This is a genomic window from Chelativorans sp. AA-79 (assembly GCF_029457495.1).
GTDB lineage: Bacteria > Pseudomonadota > Alphaproteobacteria > Rhizobiales > Rhizobiaceae > Chelativorans.
In genome coordinates this window covers 287,808-305,659 of record NZ_CP120361.1, presented here as the reverse complement: position 1 = coordinate 305,659, position 17,852 = coordinate 287,808, and the positions used below count along the sequence as shown (strand labels likewise).

The 17,852-nt window shown below is 62.4% G+C and carries 16 protein-coding genes; 3 read left to right on the top strand and 13 right to left on the bottom strand.

Annotated features, from left to right (window positions below; translation table 11 throughout):
* The first annotated feature begins 109 nt into the window (after positions 1–109).
* The gene (locus PVE73_RS01535) at positions 110–919 is read left to right on the top strand and encodes an IclR family transcriptional regulator C-terminal domain-containing protein (protein WP_277365255.1); all 810 of its coding nucleotides are present in this window, start codon (positions 110–112) and stop codon (positions 917–919) included.
* 349 nt (positions 920–1,268) lie between these two features.
* Here PVE73_RS01535 and PVE73_RS01530 read toward each other — a convergent pair whose 3' ends face one another.
* From PVE73_RS01530 to PVE73_RS01505, 6 genes are all read right to left on the bottom strand, one after another.
* On the bottom strand, positions 1,269–2,489 hold the full coding sequence (locus tag PVE73_RS01530) for a M20/M25/M40 family metallo-hydrolase (protein WP_277365254.1): 1,221 nt from the start codon (positions 2,487–2,489) through the stop codon (positions 1,269–1,271).
* Between the two features lie 18 nt (positions 2,490–2,507).
* Positions 2,508–4,148, bottom strand: a complete 1,641-nt coding sequence (locus PVE73_RS01525; protein WP_277365253.1) for an ABC transporter ATP-binding protein — start codon at positions 4,146–4,148, stop codon at positions 2,508–2,510.
* Between the two features lie 3 nt (positions 4,149–4,151).
* Positions 4,152–4,979 carry an ABC transporter permease gene (locus PVE73_RS01520; RefSeq protein ID WP_277365252.1) on the bottom strand — a complete coding sequence of 276 codons (828 nt, stop codon included), beginning with the start codon at positions 4,977–4,979 and terminating at the stop codon, positions 4,152–4,154.
* Positions 4,972–5,922, bottom strand: coding sequence for an ABC transporter permease (locus tag PVE73_RS01515; protein ID WP_277365251.1), 951 nt, complete (start codon positions 5,920–5,922; stop codon positions 4,972–4,974). Before PVE73_RS01515 ends, PVE73_RS01520 begins: the two co-directional genes overlap by 8 nt.
* A 126-nt stretch (positions 5,923–6,048) precedes the next feature.
* Positions 6,049–7,623, bottom strand: coding sequence for an ABC transporter substrate-binding protein (locus PVE73_RS01510; protein ID WP_277365250.1), 1,575 nt, complete (start codon positions 7,621–7,623; stop codon positions 6,049–6,051).
* Positions 7,620–8,909 (bottom strand): M20/M25/M40 family metallo-hydrolase, encoded by a 1,290-nt coding sequence (locus tag PVE73_RS01505; RefSeq protein ID WP_277365249.1) that lies wholly within the window; start codon positions 8,907–8,909, stop codon positions 7,620–7,622. Before PVE73_RS01505 ends, PVE73_RS01510 begins: the two co-directional genes overlap by 4 nt.
* 118 nt (positions 8,910–9,027) lie before the next feature.
* Here PVE73_RS01505 and PVE73_RS01500 point away from each other — a divergent pair, with 118 nt between their 5' ends.
* Positions 9,028–9,792, top strand: a complete 765-nt coding sequence (locus PVE73_RS01500; RefSeq protein WP_277365248.1) for a GntR family transcriptional regulator — start codon at positions 9,028–9,030, stop codon at positions 9,790–9,792.
* A gap of 449 nt (positions 9,793–10,241) precedes the next feature.
* Here PVE73_RS01500 and dctP read toward each other — a convergent pair whose 3' ends face one another.
* From dctP to PVE73_RS01465, 7 genes are read right to left on the bottom strand one after another with little or no spacing between them, the layout of a single operon-like run.
* Entirely contained in the window at positions 10,242–11,261 is a 1,020-nt protein-coding gene (gene dctP / locus PVE73_RS01495; protein WP_277365247.1) for a TRAP transporter substrate-binding protein DctP, read from the bottom strand.
* A gap of 40 nt (positions 11,262–11,301) precedes the next feature.
* A complete protein-coding gene (locus PVE73_RS01490; protein ID WP_277365246.1) occupies positions 11,302–12,588 on the bottom strand; it encodes a TRAP transporter large permease in 1,287 nt (428 codons plus the stop codon).
* A complete protein-coding gene (locus PVE73_RS01485; RefSeq protein WP_277365245.1) occupies positions 12,585–13,172 on the bottom strand; it encodes a TRAP transporter small permease in 588 nt (195 codons plus the stop codon). The genes PVE73_RS01490 and PVE73_RS01485 overlap by 4 nt, the downstream gene beginning before the upstream one ends.
* A gap of 5 nt (positions 13,173–13,177) precedes the next feature.
* Positions 13,178–14,032, bottom strand: a complete 855-nt coding sequence (locus tag PVE73_RS01480) for a CoA ester lyase (RefSeq protein WP_277367307.1) — start codon at positions 14,030–14,032, stop codon at positions 13,178–13,180.
* Positions 14,032–14,493 carry a MaoC family dehydratase gene (locus PVE73_RS01475; RefSeq protein WP_277367306.1) on the bottom strand — a complete coding sequence of 154 codons (462 nt, stop codon included), beginning with the start codon at positions 14,491–14,493 and terminating at the stop codon, positions 14,032–14,034. The genes PVE73_RS01480 and PVE73_RS01475 overlap by 1 nt, the downstream gene beginning before the upstream one ends.
* Positions 14,494–14,504: 11 nt before the next feature.
* The gene (locus PVE73_RS01470; protein WP_277365244.1) at positions 14,505–15,671 is read right to left on the bottom strand and encodes an acyl-CoA dehydrogenase family protein; all 1,167 of its coding nucleotides are present in this window, start codon (positions 15,669–15,671) and stop codon (positions 14,505–14,507) included.
* Positions 15,672–15,718: 47 nt separating this feature from the next.
* Positions 15,719–16,921 (bottom strand): CoA transferase, encoded by a 1,203-nt coding sequence (locus PVE73_RS01465; protein WP_277365243.1) that lies wholly within the window; start codon positions 16,919–16,921, stop codon positions 15,719–15,721.
* Positions 16,922–17,087: 166 nt separating this feature from the next.
* Between PVE73_RS01465 and PVE73_RS01460 the strand changes: the two genes are divergently transcribed.
* Positions 17,088–17,849, top strand: a complete 762-nt coding sequence (locus PVE73_RS01460) for an IclR family transcriptional regulator (protein ID WP_277365242.1) — start codon at positions 17,088–17,090, stop codon at positions 17,847–17,849.
* Positions 17,850–17,852: the final 3 nt, after the last annotated feature.

Here is a 17,852-nt window from a genome sequence, read left to right as displayed (position 1 = left end):
TTGCGCCGCGTGCTCGCAAAAGCTCTTGCAAAGCCGGCGTCCGATCTGTATCGTTCGAATATCGAACAGACAACCTTATAGCGAACGACATTAAGAAGGAGGGGCAGAGGTGTCAAGCCCGAGTGAGAGCAGCAGCGCCGCGGGGCGGCAACAGTCACGGGAGCAGATGGCCGGGCTCGCCAAGGGGCTCGCCATCATCGAGCTGTTCGACGGCATACGTTCGCGCCTTACGGCGGCGGAGGCAGCCCGCGCGACGGGCACCTCGCGCGCGACAGCGCGCCGTTGTCTTCTGACGCTGGAGGAGCTCGGCTATGTGGCGCGTGGCGAGGAGCAGAGCTTCGTGCCCTGCGCGCGCATGTCCCGGCTCGGGCGCGGCTACACCCCGCCTGCTTCCTTGGGCGAAGCCGCACAGCCGCTGCTTGAACGCTTGCGGGATGACCTGGAAGAGCCCGCCGCGCTCTCGGTCCTGGAAGGGACGGATGTCCTGATCGTCGCGCGCGCGGAGAGCGCGCGCATCGTCACGACGGGCGTCAGGGCCGGCGGAAGGCTGCCCGTTTACTGTTCGGCGACAGGGCGGGTGCTGACCGGGGAGTATACCCGGGACAGGCTCGAGCGCCTGCTCTCGCATGTGAAGCTCGCCCCCCTGACGCCGAAGACATGCATCTCCGTCGCCGAATTCGTCAGGCTCACGGAAAGGGCGCGCGCGGAGGGCGTGGCCTATTGCGACGAGGAGATCGAGATGGGCATGCGCAGCATGGCCATACCGGTGCATGGTCCGGACGGGCGGATAAAGTATGCGCTCAGCATGTCCACCTCTTCCGCGCGGACCAGCCTTTCGGAGATGGAGCAGCGTTACCTGCCCATACTAAGACGGCACCTGAAATATTTCGAGCAGCTGATCGCCGACGGCGTTTTCTGAGGAGGTGGCCCGCTGGGAGGGAGATGGGCCTTGTCGAACCCCTTGGCCTTTCCAGGCCCGGATGAAAACGGTCGTCGTTGTACGTTTGTTGTGCTGCGGTTCAGCAAGGCTCGTCAGGCTTGGCACATCCCCGGGTTGGCCTGCTGCCGTTCGGAAGCCGAGATAGGGTGTTTTGACGAAACCGGAGTTGCGCGAACTGGAACTCGCGCCTCCTGCCGGGGTGGCCTGTCAGCCGGGTTTCCCATGCTACGAACGTGACCCGAACCGCTCGATCACCGCATTGCAGCGATCGAGCGGTTTCGTCTCGGGTTTCGAGCAGAATATGGACGGTAAAGCTTCAGGTCTCGCCCTATCCCGCCCGCTCGCAGATGGAAAGGATCGCTAGCATGTATATGCGGACCGCATCCAGGAAATCAGTGATATCCACCCGCTCGTCCGGCATCGTGTTGTAGCGCCCACCTGGCCCGCATACGATGCCTTCCATGCCCGCCCGCTGGTACAGATGGGCAGCATCCGTGCCGTAGAACCCGGGCGGCGTGATCGCACCCGTGGGTTGATCTTCGCCACGCACCAGCCTATAGGCGTCGTTCACCGCACGGACTATCGGAGAATCCTTGGCGACCTCGAAGGGCGGCATGGCCGGCCGACCGATGGTATGCTCGGGCGTGAGGGTTGCGCTCAAGCCGGGAAAATCAGCTTCGATCTCGTCGAGCACCCGGCGCATGTCGGCGAGAACCGTCGCCTCGTCCTGCCCTGGGGCATAGCGCGCCGAACCCTTCAACCGGACAAAGTCCGCCACCTGCGGCGGACGCCATTCATGCAAATCTTTGCCCAGCGCGCCGTGGACGACGCCCACATGGCAACGATTGATCGAGCGGTGCTCGGCGCTACGCGCGCCTGAGAAGGTCATGCTGGTTAGCGCCGGGATCAGACGGCAAGCAGCGAGGATCGCGTCCACGGCTTCCTCACGCTTGGACAGGTGCCGCGTTACGCCCGTCAGCTCGATGATGAAGGTGAAAGCTGCCGCATGCATGGTCAGCGCTTTCAGGTCCGTCGGTTCCGTGTTGATGAAATAGTCTGCCTTCCAACCCTGCTCAATTGCGGCCAGCGTTCCCACGCCGCCCTGGAGCTCGCCCACCACATAGGTGAGGATGACGTCTCCTTTGACCTGCACGCCCGCGTTGATCAGCGTCTTCGCGGCGCAGAAATAAGCCGCATCTCCCGCCTTCATGTTCGAGACGCCTATGCCATAGATGAATTTGTCGTCGACGAGGCCGCCCCACGGGTCCACCGTCCAGCCTTCGGTCACCGGGTTGGTGTCGACATGGCCGTTGAAAAGCAGGCTCTTGCCGCCCCCCGTTCCTTTCCAGACGCCGATGGCATTGGCGCGGTCGCCTTCGAAAGGCTGGGTCTCGGTTTCCAGGCCGATCTCGCGCATCCGCTCAGCCATGAAGTCCACGATCCTGCGCTCGCCGGGCGTCTCGGAATAGCTCTTGTGCCGTACCATTTCGGCGAGAAAATCCAGGCATGCCTCCTTGTCGATGCGCGCCAGCAGGTCTTTTGTGTCCATTAGATATCCTTTTTCGTCTCAGCCAACTGGGGTGGGTACGGCATCGATCAGCGCTTTCGTATAGTCCTGATTGGTTGGCTGGCCGAGTTCCCCGGCAGCACGAACCTCGATCAGGTCGCCGCGGAGCATGACCGCCACACGATGTGCGATCTGCCGGATCAGGTTTATGTCATGAGTGATGAACAGGTAGGCGGTGCCGAACTGCTCCCGCAGTTCCAGGAGCAGCTCGATTATCTGTGCCTGCACCGAAACATCGAGCGACGAGGTGATCTCATCACAAATGACGAGCTTCGGCCGGGCCGCGAATGCGCGGGCGATTGCGATCCGCTGCTTCTGCCCGCCTGAGAGCTCGTGCGGGTATCGCTTGGCGAAGTCGCGGGGGAGCTGCACCTGCTCCAGGAGATCGCCGATCGTCTCTGCTTCCGTTCGCCCCTCGGAAAGCCCGTAGAGGCGTAGTGGGCGCGCCAGAATCTCATCTATGCGCCGACGCGGGTTGAGCGATGAATCGGGGTGCTGAAAGATGATCTGGACTGCACGCCGATAATCGCGGTCCATCGCATCAGGCGTCGGAATTGATCGGCCGCCGAGTGTTATCCTCCCTTCGAACGGATTGATGCCGACCAACGCTCGCGCAATGGTGGACTTGCCCGACCCGGATTCGCCGACCACACCGACAATTTCGGACGGGCGGACATCGAAGCCGATATTGCGGGCACCGACCGTCAGCTCGGGCCCAGCGCCGCCAAGCCGCTTCCAGAAGGAGGCCTGTCCGTAACGCACCGTCATATTCTCAAGCTTTAGGAGCGGCTCCAGCCGGCTTTCCTCGAGTGGCGGTGCGAGCCGCTTCTCGGGGCGGGGTACGCTCGCGATCAGCTGGCGCGTATAGTCATCACGCGGGTTGCGGAAGACTTCCCTGGCCGGATCTTCCTCCACAATGCGCCCGCGATGGATCACTGCCACGCGATCGGCGATGCGGGAGACGAGGGCAAGATCATGCGAGATGTAGAGCGAGGCGACGCCGGTCTCGCGTTGAAGCTCGCCGAAGAGCTCCAGGATTTGCCGCGCCGTGATGATGTCGAGCGCGGTCGTCGGCTCGTCGAACAGGATCGCCTCCGGTTCGGCGCCCAAGACGCCCGCGAGGATGACGCGCTGCTTCTCGCCGCCCGAAGCCTCGTGCGGATAGCGCGCCATCATCTTGCGCGGCTCCTTGAGCGCAACACGCTCCATCAGGTGCTCGGCCTGCGCGCGCGCCTCATTCCAGGAAAGCCCCTTGTGGCGCACGAGAGTCTCGCTGACCTGCTCGCCCAAGGTCAGCGTTGGGTTGAGCGAGGTGCTTGGGTCCTGAAAAACCATTGCAATCCGGCGGCCACGGATATGCGAGATCTGCCGGCGCGTCATGGTGCACAGATCCTGCCCGTCAAGGCGGATCGCCCCGCCGCTCTCTTGGGCGCCTTGGGGCAGGTAGCGCATGATGGCATTGGCAAGCGAGGACTTGCCCGAGCCCGACTCGCCGACCAGCCCCAAGACTTCACCCCGTGCAACCGAGAGGGAGATGTCGACAAGCGCGGGAACGAGATCGCCGCGATGGCCGGTGCGATAGGACAGGCTGTAGCCTTCGACGGAGAGAACCGGGCGCATCACTGGGTTATCGGCGGCCATGGTTTAGCGCTCCCTCGGGTTGATGGCATCGCGCAGCCCATCGCCTAGGAGGTTGAAGCCGATCGCGAGCAGAGCGATCGCGAGTCCGGGCCAGATCATCATCCAGGGATTACGGAAGAGGTAGTCCCGCGCTTCCGAAACCATCAGCCCCCATTCCGACGAGGGCGGCTGGGCGCCCAGCCCCAGAAAGCTGAGAGTGGCAATTGTCATGACAGCAAAGCCGATCCGGATGGTGCACTCCACGACAAGGAGCGCCAATACGTTCGGCATCATTTCCCTCATGACGATGAAAGTGCCGGATTCGCCGCGTGCCACGGCGGCGTTCACATAGTCCTGCTCGCGGATGGCAAGCGATGCGGCACGAGTGATACGCGCCATGCCGGGCGCGAGTGCGATGCCGATCGCAAGAAGTGCATTGGTGGCGCTCGCTCCTGCGGCCGTGACGATCAGGAGGGCCAGCAGCAGGCTCGGTATCGCCATGACCGCGTCGAGGACGCGCATAATGATCTCGTCTGCGATGCCGCCGAGATAAGCGGAAAGCGTTCCGATCACCGCGCCTATTCCCGTGCCCAGGAGCGTGGCTGCGACGGCGAGGAAGAGCGTCGATTGCGCACCGAGCAGAATGCGGCTCAGCAGATCCCGGCCGAACTGGTCGGTGCCGAGCAAGAAGGTGCTGCCGGGCCCCTGGAACCGGCTGGTGATGTTGAAGGCCTCCGCGCCATGAGGGGCGATGTAAGGCCCGATCAGGGCGAGAGCGGTGATGGTGCCCAGTATGACCATACCCAGAAGGCCCTGCGGAGATCTCACGAGGCGGCGCGTGGTGTCAAGCATACTGAATTCTCTTGTCGAGCGCGGCGTAGCACAGATCGGCGGCGAGATTGGCGATCGCATAGGTCGCAGCCATGATCAGCGCGCCCGCCTGGATGGAGGGCAGGTCGCGCGCCTGGATGGCAACGATCAACTCGCGCCCGATGCCGGGGAACGCGAAGATTTCCTCCACGACAATGATGCCGCCGAGCAGATAGCCCACATCGAGCGCGACGATGGTGATGGTCGGCAGGAGTGCATTGCGTAGGGCATGGCGGATGAGAATGCGGCCGCGCGACAACCCCTTGAGATGGGCGGCGCGGACATAGTCGAGATGGAGGACGTCGACCAGTTCGGAGCGTACCATGCGAGAGACATGGGCGACGAGCACAACCGACACTGTCAGCACAGGCAGCGCCAGATGATGAAGCCCGCTCCAGAAATCTTCCGTCAAAGGTACGTATCCCGTTGCGGGAAAGAGCCCGAAAGAGGGGTGCGCGAGGAAGATCAGCACCAGCGTTGCCGTCACGAATTCCGGCAGCGAGACGCCGAGATAGGTGCCGATGCTGACGCCGAGATCCGTGGCACCGCCTCGCCGCAGCGCAGCGAGCACGCCAAGCGGGATGGCGATGACGAGCATCAGGACGATCGCCAGGAGCGCAAGCAGTAGCGAGCGTCCCAGAGCCTCGGCCATGACCGGCCCGACGGGTAGTCCCGTGCGCAGCGACGTACCGAAATCACCCTGAAGAAGGCCACTGAACCAGCTCCAGTATTGCAGCCAGACCGGCCGGTCGAGGCCGAGCCTGGACGTGACGGCGGCGAGTTGTTCGGGCGTGGCGTTCTCTCCAAGCAGCATTGTGGCGGCATTTCCGGGCAGCACCTGGGTTATGCCGAAGACGACCATCGAAACGATGAGGAGGGTGACGAGGATCGTGAGAAACCTCCTCGCGAGATAGCCGGGCGACATCGCTGGGCTCCTTCCTGTTTCCAGCACCGAGACAAGCCCGAGAAACGATCCCGCGTCCTGCATCGGATAGAACAGAGGCGAAGCCGCTCAAATAGGAGATGAACGGCTCCGCGCGGTGTCTTCGATTTACCCGCGCTGTGGCTTGCCTTCGCCGAGCGAGACATGATCGAGCCGGAACACCGCGCCGCGCGGATGCAACTCGAAGTTTTCGACATAGTCGCGCTTGGCGCCGAGAAGGTCGAAGAACACAGGGATGATGGTCGGAACCTCGTCGTGCATGAGTTGCTGCGCCTGCGCATAGAGTTCGGCGCGGCGTGTTTCGTCAATGGTGCCCCGGGCCCCCGCGATCAGGCGGTCGAACTCAGCGTTGTTCCACTTGGTCTCATTCCACGCAGCGTCTGACGTGTAGAGCAGCGACATGATGCCGTCGACCGTCGGCTGCATGTTGTAGAAGCCTACATAGAAGGGACCCTTGAGCCAGACTTGATCGAGATAGGTGGCGTGCGCCAGGGTCTGAACTTCGATCCGGAAACCAGCGGGTGCCGCAAGCTCCCGAAGTGCTACGGCGAGCTGGGTCCGGGTACCCGGACGGTCGGAAGCGATCAGCTCGAGCGACAGACCGTCAGGATAACCGGCCTCGGCCAGAAGAGCGCGAGCTGCCTCGTAATCCGGCGTCTTCGCCGGCAGGTCGGCAAAGAAAGGATAGGCGGAATTGATGGGTGTATCGTTTCCGACCGTGCCGTAACCCTCGGCCACCAGCTCGACCAGCGCCTCCCGGTCGATGGAGAGAGACAGCGCCTTGCGCACGCGCGGATCGTCGAACGGCTTCTCGTCGCAGCCCAGGATCACGTTGAGGAACTGCCCGGACGGTATGCGCAGCGGCGTGATGCCGGTTGTTCCGCCAACCCGCTCGAAATCGCTCGGCGGCACGATCAGCATCAGGTCCGTGTCGCCGGAAATAAGGGCGGCGGCCTCGGCGGTCGTGTCCGGGTAGACCACGACATCGACGCGGTCGAGATAGGGGCGCTCCGGATCGTAATAATCCGGATTGCGCTCGACCACCGTCAGGCGTGACGGCTCGTAGGAGACGAGCTTGAATGGACCCGTGCCGACAGCCTCGCTGTCGAGACGTTCCAACCCCGATTCGACGATGGCGGCCGGCACGATCTTGGCATCCGTATAGGCGAGCGCGACCGGCAGATCGGCATAGGGCGACGAGAGATGAAAGACGACCGTCAAATCGTCCGCAGCGCTCACGGTCTTCACCGGGCCGATATTGGTGCGGGCGGGCGAGCCCGTGGCTGGATCGAGGATGGCCTCGAAAGTTGCCACCACATCGCTGGCGCTGAACGGTGTTCCATCGTGAAAGGTTACGCCCTGACGCAGGCGGAAGGTCCACGTGTCCAGAGTTTCGTTGGCCTCCCAGCTTTCGGCAAGATCAGGCTCGGCCTGCATGTCGCGACCAAGACGGGTCAGACCGCTGTAAAGCAGCTCGCCGAGGAGGTATTCGGGATTGACCCGATGCTGAAGGGGATTCAGCCGGGCCGGCGCCTGGTCGACGCTGACGCGGAGAACGCCGCCGCGCGCGGACTGGGCAAGGGCCGGCCCTGACTGGAAGCCTATGCCCGTTCCGACCGCCGCTCCCAGCAGGGTGGCGCGATGCAGGAATTGGCGGCGGTCAAGTGGAAGGATTTTTTTCATTTTGGTTCCCCAATTGTACGCGTGGAAGGAAGACGGGCGCCCGCTAGATAGAAAAGAATGCTGCGGGCCAGCGATCGGACATCGCCGAGAGTCGCATGCTCGTCAGCGGCGTGAGCCGCCGAATCCGGCCGGATCAGCCCGCCCAACAGGATTTCGTGGATGCCGGCATCCTGCACCCATCCCATGTCGGAACTGCTGGATGCGCCCCATTTCGAAAAACTTTCGACGGGCCATCCGAAGCCGTGGGAGAGCGCCTCGATCCATGCCGGCCAGTGGGGGCCCGTAGGATCGACGACCGGAGAGAGATGGCCGACCATCCGATGGGTCACGCCGCGCGCCCTGCTACCTGCCATGGCCCGCGCAATCGTCGTCTCCAGCTCGGCCCGCACATCCTCATAGCGCTCTTCTGGCGCATAGCGGCGGTTGACGACCAGCTTGAAATGCCCTGGCACGGACGACCCCTTCGCGCCCCCGTGGGCTGCGGTGACGGTCAAACGTGCGTTGAGTGGGCGCCCTCCATTGGCGGGCGGCGGCGGCAGAGCCGAGACACGCTGCTCGACCTGCGCTTTCAGCGCGAGGAAGGCGTTTAACAGCGGGATCGCCTCCTCGATCGCGTTAATGCCTTTGCCGGTGGATTCTCCCGAATGGGCGGCGAGGCCCTTTATACTTATCTCCAGGTCGATGCTGCCGAAGCACCCGGCCCAGATGCGCGGCGCCGCACCACCGTTGAATGAAAGGAGATGGCCTTCCACCAGCCCTTGTTCGGCAAGATAGCGGATCCCGGGATAGAGGCCGCCCTCCTCATCCGTGCAGAAAAGAAGCGAGGGATCGTAGGCAAGCTCGATACCAACGGCATCGGCGGCCCGGATTGCGGCGAGGGTGGCAGCGATGCTGCCCTTCATGTCAGCTGTCCCGCGGCCGTAGAGGCGGTCGCCTTCCACGGTGAGAGCAAACGGATCGCGCGTCCATCCGTCACCCGCCGGAACGGTATCGACATGATAGTAGATCGAACAGACGGGGCGTCCGGTCCGCCGGCGCGCAATCAGATTGATCCGCTCTCCGCGAGCAGGACCATTCTCCGTTTGCCATAATTCTCCCGGCACGCTCACACGATCGCAGGCGAAGCCGGAAGGCTGCACCATCTCCTCACACGCGGAGGCAAATGCCTCGTAACCATCTCCGGGCGGAAACGAGGTATCGATAGCAATGAGGCGGTCGAGATCGGAAATGATAGTCGCCTCGTCCCCAGAGATATGGGCGAGCGCATCCTCCAGGTGCTTCGGCAATGGATATTTGGTAACAACCGACTCCACAGGGCTGCCCGTCGAACTATTTCTATAGAGAATAGAGTGCGGTTGGCTGGGAAGTTTGTCAAATGCATATTCTCAGGGAACTGAAATTTCAGTGTCGGGCAGCTATCGATTGCACAATAATCAGACGGATGGTGCAGAACGCGGCAGCCAAGTGCCGCTTTATGTGCGGATTAAGCGTGAGTTGACGGAGCGAATCCTCATGGGAGTCTGGTTGCCGGGGGACAAGCTCCCAGGGGAGGTACAACTCGCGGAAGAATTCAACGTTGCCGTCGGTACTATTCGCCGGGCGCTTATCGATCTTACCGCCGAGGGTTTCGTCACCCGAAGGCCTAAAACGGGAACGGTGGTGACTGGCCGCACACCGCACCACAACCTGCGCAATTTTTTCCAGTATTTTCGCTTTCACGATCTCGACGGTGGTCTGCTGCGCTCTACCGCCCGAATCATCGAAGCCACCGAGGGCCGGGCAAGTCCTCACGAATTGAGGCTCCTCAACCTGGAGGAGGAATGCCAGCTCGTGCGAATCCACCGTGTGCGCTCAGTGAAGGGGCGACCGGTCATGCACGAGAAACTCTGCATCCCGACAAGGCGGGTCCCGAATTTCCCTCTGCAGGGTGTTCCCGAGCTTCTCTATATCTCTCTTTTCGAGCTTTACGGCATCCGCATCTCGGCTGTGAGAGAGCAACTCTCGGCGGAACCGGCGTCTTCCATGGACAGTGAGTTACTTGCTGTCGCCGAAGGAACACCGCTCCTGATCATCGACGAGATTGCCTACGACCAGCTCGCCGTGCCGATCATCTGCGCGCATCATCGCGCGATCACGGACAAGTACCGTTACGTGAATGAGATTTCTTGACCCAAAGGCGCCAGGAGCCTGAGAAAAGCATAACGGTCTGTCGGTCTGACGTCGCCATCACGACATGCTGTTTCGCTCAAGACGGCGGGCGTTTGCGTGACGGGGCGAAATGACACGCTCTTATGACCGTCATGTTGGCATGGCGGGTTTCATCGAGGAGAGGGATCGCCGGGAACAGCTTTTCTTGCCGGAATGCCTCGATGGTTACGTCACCTGACGGCCGGCAGGTAAACAGCGGCACTCGCTACTCCGGCATCCGAACGCTGCCATCAAAGCACACCGCAGGTGACGTGCGATCATTCGTGACGGTCGATATCGTAGGCTTGCTCCGCTCGTCCCGGAGCGGTGTGCCAAATTACCTCTCTGTAAGCGCCTCCGAGTGATTGGTACCAGATGCCGCCGGCCACGGGTACGGGGTACAAGCCGGCGGCGGAGGTGGAGAGCTTTCGCTACTTGCCGAGCGCGTTGCGGAAGGCGTTGAGCACCTCAGTGCCGGCTTTGCCGCGCGCATCAAGCTCGGCGGCCCATTCGTCGCCGACGCTGGCCATGCTGGCTTCCAGCGCGCTCCGATCCTCTTCTGACAGCGTCACAAATCTGACGCCAGCGTCCATGATCACCTGCCGGTCGTTGGCCGTCGCCTCGTCGGTATATTCGCAGCCATGTCGAGTTGCGGCCTCACCGGCTTCGGTTAGCGCCTGCTGGGCATCTTCTGGAAGGCTGTCGTATTTCGACTGGCTCATCATGTAGACCACGGTGAACGAGCCAAAGTTGGTGTTATCGGTTGCACTGCTCAGCTCGGGCGCGAGGTCATAGGGGCGGATCGAGGCGATCGGAAAGGCAAGACCGTCCACCGTCCCGCGCGAAAGCGCCTCGCGCGCCTCGGGGGCCGCGATGGTGGTGGGGACGGCGCCGAGCTTGGTCAGGCCGATGTGCTTGGGCGCGCCGCTGGCCACAATCCGCTTGCCTTTCAGATTCGCGAGGCCCGACATCTCCTCAGACAGGAAGACCTGATAGGGTGCAAGCACGAGCACAGCTAACGCGCGCACGCCCTCGGGTTGGTACTCGGCCTTGTCGAGCACACCGCCCGGCTTGGCCAGTTCCCAAAATGCCAGAGTGCCTTCGCAGGATGACGAGAACGCTTCGGGCAACTCTCCGACTGAGCTGAGCGGCAGCTTGTCGGATACGTAGGACGCGCCAACATAGGCAATATCGGCAACGCCGGATTTCACTAGCGAGAACATATCGGCAGATTTTCCCAGTTGCTGCGCCGGGAAATGCTCGAAGGCGACCCTGCCGTCGGTAGATTCGGTGACCTGCTTCATCAGCGGCAGCAGCACGCCTTCCGAGATGTAATGCCCCACGGGCAGGCTATCGGCAGCGCGCAATGTGATCTCCTGCGCCGATGAGGCACCGGCCGCGACCGCGGACGCGATCAGCGATGCCGCCATCAGGAATTTCGGATATTTCATGGATGTCTCCTCCTTCATATTGATTAGGTGGTTTCTGCCCTCAGCGCATGGTCGAAGGCAGCCAAAGGGTGATGGCCGGAAAGGCAGCCAGGATGGCGATGATCACCAGATGCGCCCATACATGGGGCGCGACGCCACGAAAGATCTCGCTCAGGGGGCGTCTTGTGTAGCGCGCCACCACGAAGGCATTCATCCCCAGAGGCGGCGTGACCATTCCAACTTCGGCCGTAACCACGATCAGCACACCGAACCAGACAGGATCGAACCCGAGCTGCAGGATCAGCGGCAGCACGACCGGCACGGTCAGGATCAGGATGGCGATTTGATCCATGAAGAAGCCGAGCACCAGATAGCCCGCCAGTATCACGGCGAGAATTATCCAGCGCGATGTTTCAAGCGCACCGACCCATGCGGCGATGTCGTTTGTCACCCGTGTGAGGGTAAAGAAATATCCGAAGACATGCGCGCCCATCACGATGAAGAGAATCATGCAAGTGGTCTGGGCCGCCGATCTCAGTGCACGCCAGGCCGAGGTGAAGCTGAGCTTGCGCTCCCATGCGGCAGTGAGCATCGCGGCGAAGGCGCCGATGCCCGAGGCTTCGGTCGGAGTAGCAATACCGGAATAGATCGTGCCGGTCACCGAAAACAGCAGGACGACCACTAGCCCGACGCGTTTCAGCGAGGCCAATTTCTCAGCAATAGTGTAGGTGCGGGTCGCTGGGGCGATGGCAGGGTCCCACCAGACGAGGATGGCAATGGTCACGATGATCGTCAATGTCACAAGGATGCCGGGGACGACCCCGCCAATCAGCAGTGCGCCGATCGGAATATCCGCAATGATCCCATAGAGTATCAGCGCGATGGAGGGCGGGATGAGCATCGAAAGGGTGCCCGATATCGCCACCACGCCGCAGGCAAACTTGGTTTCATAGCCTTGCTTGATCATCACCGGAATCGATGTCGAGGCGAGGGTCGCCGCAGCAGCAGTCGATGAACCAGAGATCGCACCGAAGCCAGCTCCTGCAAGCGCCGTCGCCATGGCCGTACCACCACGTACCCGGCCCACCCAGATTGTCGCCGCGCGGAACAGATCGTCGGCCACACCCGAGAGAATGACAAACTCCGCCATCAGCATGAACATCGGGATGGTAATGATTTCGTAATTGTTGGCCGTCGACAGCGGCGCGGTTTCGAGGATTCCGCGCAGGATTGGCCAGCCGCCGAACATATAGAGCCCGACGGAGCCCGAAACCGCCATGGCGAGGGCGACGGGCAGGCCCAGAACCAGCATGGCCGCAAGGAACAGAAGGACGATGGTAACGGTCATTCAGCGTGCTCTCCGGATCTCGTGCTGGTGATCGGCGGCGGCGGCAGTTCGACCAAATCGCGGCCGGAAAAGGCACTGGCGAGGTGAAAGATCGCGCGATAAGCGCAGCGCAGCGAGAGGACAGCCATGCCGAGCGCCAGCACCGCATGGGCGACCCACGTTGGCATCGGCGGCACCGAGTTGATGCGTTCATTGCCGAGATAGGCTCCAACCGCCTGGCCGTACTCCAGCCAGGCGATCAGTGCCACGACAACGGCTGAAAACACGAAACCCACGGACTGCATGAGGTGTCGGGCGAAGCGCGGCATGGCAGGAAGGAAGACATCGAGCGCGATGTGGCCGTGGTGCTGCAACGTATCGGACAGGGCGAGGAAAACCACGGTCCCCACGAGGTAGAGACCGATCAGATCGTAAGACCAAATCAGCGGCGCGTTGAACACATAACGCAGCACGACGTCGCTGACGACGATCAGCATTATGGCTGCCATCGCGAGGGTCGACACCGCCACCAGCGCCAGTTCGACCGAAGCAAGCAGTGCCGACAGGCGATTGGCGGGTTGTTGGTGAGATGCGGAATTCGCCATCTCGATCACGCCTCGCCCGCAGCCGCCAGCAGCGCTCGTGCCGTTCGCTCATGCGGCTTGTCGATCATCTGCCCGCCGATCTGCAGCACCCCGGCGCCCGGATCCGAGGCGAAGGCGTCTCGCACCTGGCGCGCCCAGGACAACTCGTCCTCGGTGGGGGTGAAAGCCCGGTTCACGACCGGAACGTGTTTGGGGTGGATCACCGCCTTGGCGCCGAAACCATCGCGGCGTGCAATCTGAGCCTCGCGGGTCACAACGTCGAGATTATCCAGAACGGCGCAGACCGTATCCACCGCAACCACACCCGCCGCAGCCGCCCCTGCCAGGCAAAGGTTGCGCGCCAAGCGGAAGGGTTCGTGGAAGCCTTCGCGCGCGCCGTTGTTGCGCGCGCCGAGTGCCACGGTCAAGTCCTCGGCACCCCACATCATGCCCCATAGGCGCGGATCGGCATCCTTGTAGCGCCCTAGCGAAAAGAGCGACTCCGCCGTCTCCGTCACGATGGCAAGGATCGGCGTCTGGTCCAACCCGTAGGTCGCTTCGAACGCGGCGAGATAATATGCCGCCTGCCTTAGCGCCTCGGGTCCCTCGCATTTGGGAAGAACAATCCCGTCCGGCTGATGCGGCATAACGGCCGCGAGATCATCGAGCGTCAGCGCGGTGTCGAGCGCGTTGACCCGTACGAAAAGGCGCGGCCCCTCACGCGGCTCCTCGAGCATCTCGGCCACCTGATCGCGCGCACGGGTTTTTTCGGCCAACGCGACGGAATCTTCCAGATCAAGGATCAGCGCGTCGGCATCGCCGGCCCTTGCCTTTTCGAACTTGCGGCGGCTGTCGCCCGGAACGAAGAGAAAACTGCGTATCATCCTGCCTCCGTCGGACGTTTGCGCATCATCGCCGTGCGTCGGCAGTACGCCACGAGCGTTCCGTCCTGCTTGAAACAACTGTGCTCGAATTCCACCAGCCCCCGGTCGGGCTTGGATCGGCTTTCGCGCAGCGAAACGACACGGGTCTGCGCGCGCAGCGTGTCGCCGTGGAACACCGGCGCCGGAAACCGTACGTCGGTCATGCCCAGATTCCCGATGGTGGTGCCAAGCGTCGTGTCCTGCACGGTTAGTCCCACCAGGATCGCCAAGGTGAACATGGAGTTGAACAGCCGTTGCCCCCATTCGGTGCCTTCTGAGAAGTGGGCGTCGATATGCAGCGGCTGCGGGTTCATTGACATCAGGCTGAACATCGTATTGTCCGCCTCGGAAACCGTTCGCGTCAGCTCATGATTGAAGACCTGACCTTGCTGGAACTCCTCGAAATACAGACCGGCCACATGCAGTCCCATCAATAGGATTTCGGTAGCTTCAGCACCTTTTCGGCAATGAAGCAGAGGGCAAGTTGCGGCGAGACCGGTGCGAGACGCGGGATCAGGCTTTCACGGAGATAGCGCTCGACGTGGTATTCCTTGGCGTAGCCGAAGCCGCCATGAGTCATCACCGCCTGCTGGCAGGCATTGAACCCTGCCTCGCCTGCGAGATACTTGGCCATATTTGCCGAGGCGCCGCAGGGCAGCCCCTGATCGTATTCCCACGCGGCCCTCATCACCATCAGCCACGCGGCGTCGAGCTCGGCGCGGCACACGGCCAGCGGATGCTGGATGGCTTGGTTCTGGCCGATTGGGCGATTGAAGACGATCCGCTCGCGGGCGTAGTCCGTGGCGCGAGCCAGCGCTGCATATCCCAGCCCCACCGCCTCGGCGGCGATCAAGACGCGCTCCGGGTTCATCCCATGCAGGATGTATTCGAAACCCCGTCCCTCCTCGCCGATCAGATCGGTTTCGGGAATCTCGAAATCCGAGAAAAAAATCTCATTGGAATCCACGGCCTTGCGGCCCATTTTGTCGATCTCGGAGATTTCGGCGCAGCGGCGGTCCAGCGGAGTGTAGAAGAGCGACAGCCCCTGCGTGGATTTGGTGACCTCTTCCAGAGGCGTGGTGCGGGCCAGCAGCAAGATGTTGTCGGCCACCTGCGCGGTTGAAATCCAGACCTTCTGCCCGTTCACCACGTAGCGATCGCCCCGCTTTTCCGCGCGCAGCCGGAGCTGTGTGGTGTTCAGGCCGGTATTGGGCTCAGTGACGCCGAAACAGGCCTTCTGCGTGCCCGCGGCAATCGGTCGGATCATGCGGTCACGCTGCGCCTCGGTACCGAAGACCGCCACCGGCTGCAGGCCGAAAATGTTAATATGCACCGCCGAGGCGCCCGACAGCCCTGCTCCGCTTTCGGCAATCTCGCGCATCATCCAGGCTGCTTCGGCTATACCTAACCCCGCCCCGCCCTGCGCCTCGGCGGTGCAGATACCCAGCCAGCCTTCCTTGGCGAGAGCATCGTAGAAGGCTTCGGGAAAACCGCCCTCCCGATCGCGGGTCAGCCAGTATTCGTCGCCGAAACTGGCGCAGATGCGCCTGATCGCGTCCCGAATGGCTGTGACGTCGTCGCTGATGGAAAACTCCACCCTGTGATCTCCTCCCGTCTCCCTCCCGGCCCACGCGGGGCCGGGCCTTAGGCCTGCTCCGGCAATCGCAATGCACCACTCTCTGCCAGGGCGGCGATCTCCTCGTCGCTCAGTCCGGCGTCGGAAAGCACCTCGGCCCCGTTCTCGCCCTGCCGGGGCGCAAGACGGCATGGCGCGGGCTGACTGCGCGAGAATCGCACCGGTACCGCCATCGAGCGGATCCGGCCCACACTCGGGTGCTCGACTGTCTCGAAGAAGCCAGTCGCCGCCAAATGCGGATCTTGCAGAATGCTTTCGAAACTGTGCATCGGCATGGCCGGGACGTCGGCTTCTTCCAGCAGCACCAGCCATTCGTCTGTGGTCCGGGTCAGCAAGATCTGCCCGAGCTCGGAATAAACCTCGTCGATATGCGCCATCCGCGCAGTAAAATCTGCAAAACGCGGATCGGTCTCGGGGGTCAGGGGCCGGCCGATGGCGTTGAAGAAGCGCCGCCAATGATCGTCGCTGTAGATCAGCGCGCAGATATATCCGTCTTTTGTGCGATAAGGCCGGCGCTCGGGCGATAGTTGGCGGGCATAGCCGCCCTTGTCGAGTGGCGGCTCATAGGTCAGTCCCCCGAGGTGATCGCTGAGGATCATCGAAACCATGGTCTCGAACATCGGAATCTCGACCTTCTGGCCCGCGCCCGAAGTCTGCCGTTCGATCACCGCCGACAGGATAGCATTCACAGCGGCGAAACCCACGATCCTGTCGGCAACCGCCGCAGGCACGTAGGCCGGGGCCTGGCCGGCGCGGACGAAGCAATGCGAAATGCAGGCTCCGCCTTGGATGAGATCGTCATAGGCCGGGCGTGCGGCATAAGGACCTCGCTGATCGAAGCCGACGAGCGAGGCATAGATCAGACTTGGATTGATCTCCTGCAGCGCCTCATACCCCAACCCGAGGCGACCCATCGCCTTAGGCCGGATGTTGGTGACCAGAATGTCTGCCTGCGCGATCAGCCGGATGAGGGCCGCATGCCCCCCCTCGGTTTTCAGGTCGAGCGTAATGCTCTGTTTCGAACGGTTGGTGTTGAGGAACAGCGGCCCCATACCGGCACGACGCGCGGGCCCGATCTGCCGGATCATATCGCCCGCGGGCGGCTCGACCTTCGTCACCTCGGCGCCGTAGTCGCCCAGGATCTGCGTCGCGTGAGGCCCCATGAGCACCGACGTCATATCCAGAACGCGCAATCCCGCGAGTGGGCCCAAACTGTTCCTCCCTTCATTTTGTTCAAACATATGAACAAATCTGTTATATATAGAGATACTTTCAGGACTGATTTGCGTTGTCAACGGTGGAGTTTTATGGCCATCGAACGCAGGTCCGACCTGCCGCACGAGGCGGGGCACATGTTCAGCAGAGGCGCAACAACGCATGTCCGTAAGACAAATTCACAACTTGCTGTCCCTTTTGGAGTTCTTCGCGCAACGTCAGTCGCCCGCAACGCTTGCCGATGTGGTCAAGCATTTCGGCTGGCCGCGCTCGAGCGCGTTCAACATCCTTTTGACGCTGGTCGAGGCGGGCTATCTCTACGAGCCCCGCGCGCGGGCAGGCTATTACCCCTCGCCGCGGTGGAACCAGCTCATTGATGCCATCTCGCAGGCCGAGCCCGTGCCCGATGCGCTTAGGGCAGTCATCCACAAGCTGGCCGAAGAGACCGGCGAAACGACATGGATCGCCGCGCCAAGCGGGCGCATGGCGGTGCTGCTCGACGCAGTCGAATCCGCGGCACCGATTCGCTATGCCGCGCAGATCGGCAAGCGCGTGCCCATTCATATGACCGCTTCGGGAATCGCCCTCCTGGCGGCGATGCCTGCGCGGGCCAGGGAGGGGATCTTTCGCAAGGTCGATTTCGCCGGAGGGCGAAAGGACGCTCCCAAATCCGTCGACGCGGTTACCGGGCTGATCGAGGCTGGGCGGGCGGCCGGCTATCTCTACTCGGTCGAATGGCATTCCGAGGGGCTTGGCGGCGTGGCGGTGCCGGTGCGACTCAACGATCGGATATTTTCGGTTGCGGTCGCCGGGCCCCTCTATCGCATGGACGGCAAATGGACGCGTCATGCCGAAGCCATCCAACGCACCATCGCCGCCGATCTCGGGACCGAATGCTTCGTCTGGCCTCCGGCACGCGACTGATTC

Coding starts and splice junctions, on each gene's coding strand:
- PVE73_RS01530 (WP_277365254.1), bottom strand. CDS start 2,489: ATGGACACAAAAGACCTGCTGGCGCGCATCGACAAGGAGGCATGCCTG.
- PVE73_RS01525 (WP_277365253.1), bottom strand. CDS start 4,148: ATGGCCGCCGATAACCCAGTGATGCGCCCGGTTCTCTCCGTCGAAGGC.
- PVE73_RS01520 (WP_277365252.1), bottom strand. CDS start 4,979: ATGCTTGACACCACGCGCCGCCTCGTGAGATCTCCGCAGGGCCTTCTG.
- PVE73_RS01515 (WP_277365251.1), bottom strand. CDS start 5,922: ATGTCGCCCGGCTATCTCGCGAGGAGGTTTCTCACGATCCTCGTCACC.
- PVE73_RS01510 (WP_277365250.1), bottom strand. CDS start 7,623: ATGAAAAAAATCCTTCCACTTGACCGCCGCCAATTCCTGCATCGCGCC.
- dctP (WP_277365247.1), bottom strand. CDS start 11,261: ATGAAATATCCGAAATTCCTGATGGCGGCATCGCTGATCGCGTCCGCG.
- PVE73_RS01490 (WP_277365246.1), bottom strand. CDS start 12,588: ATGACCGTTACCATCGTCCTTCTGTTCCTTGCGGCCATGCTGGTTCTG.
- PVE73_RS01485 (WP_277365245.1), bottom strand. CDS start 13,172: ATGGCGAATTCCGCATCTCACCAACAACCCGCCAATCGCCTGTCGGCA.
- PVE73_RS01460 (WP_277365242.1), top strand. CDS start 17,088: ATGTCCGTAAGACAAATTCACAACTTGCTGTCCCTTTTGGAGTTCTTC.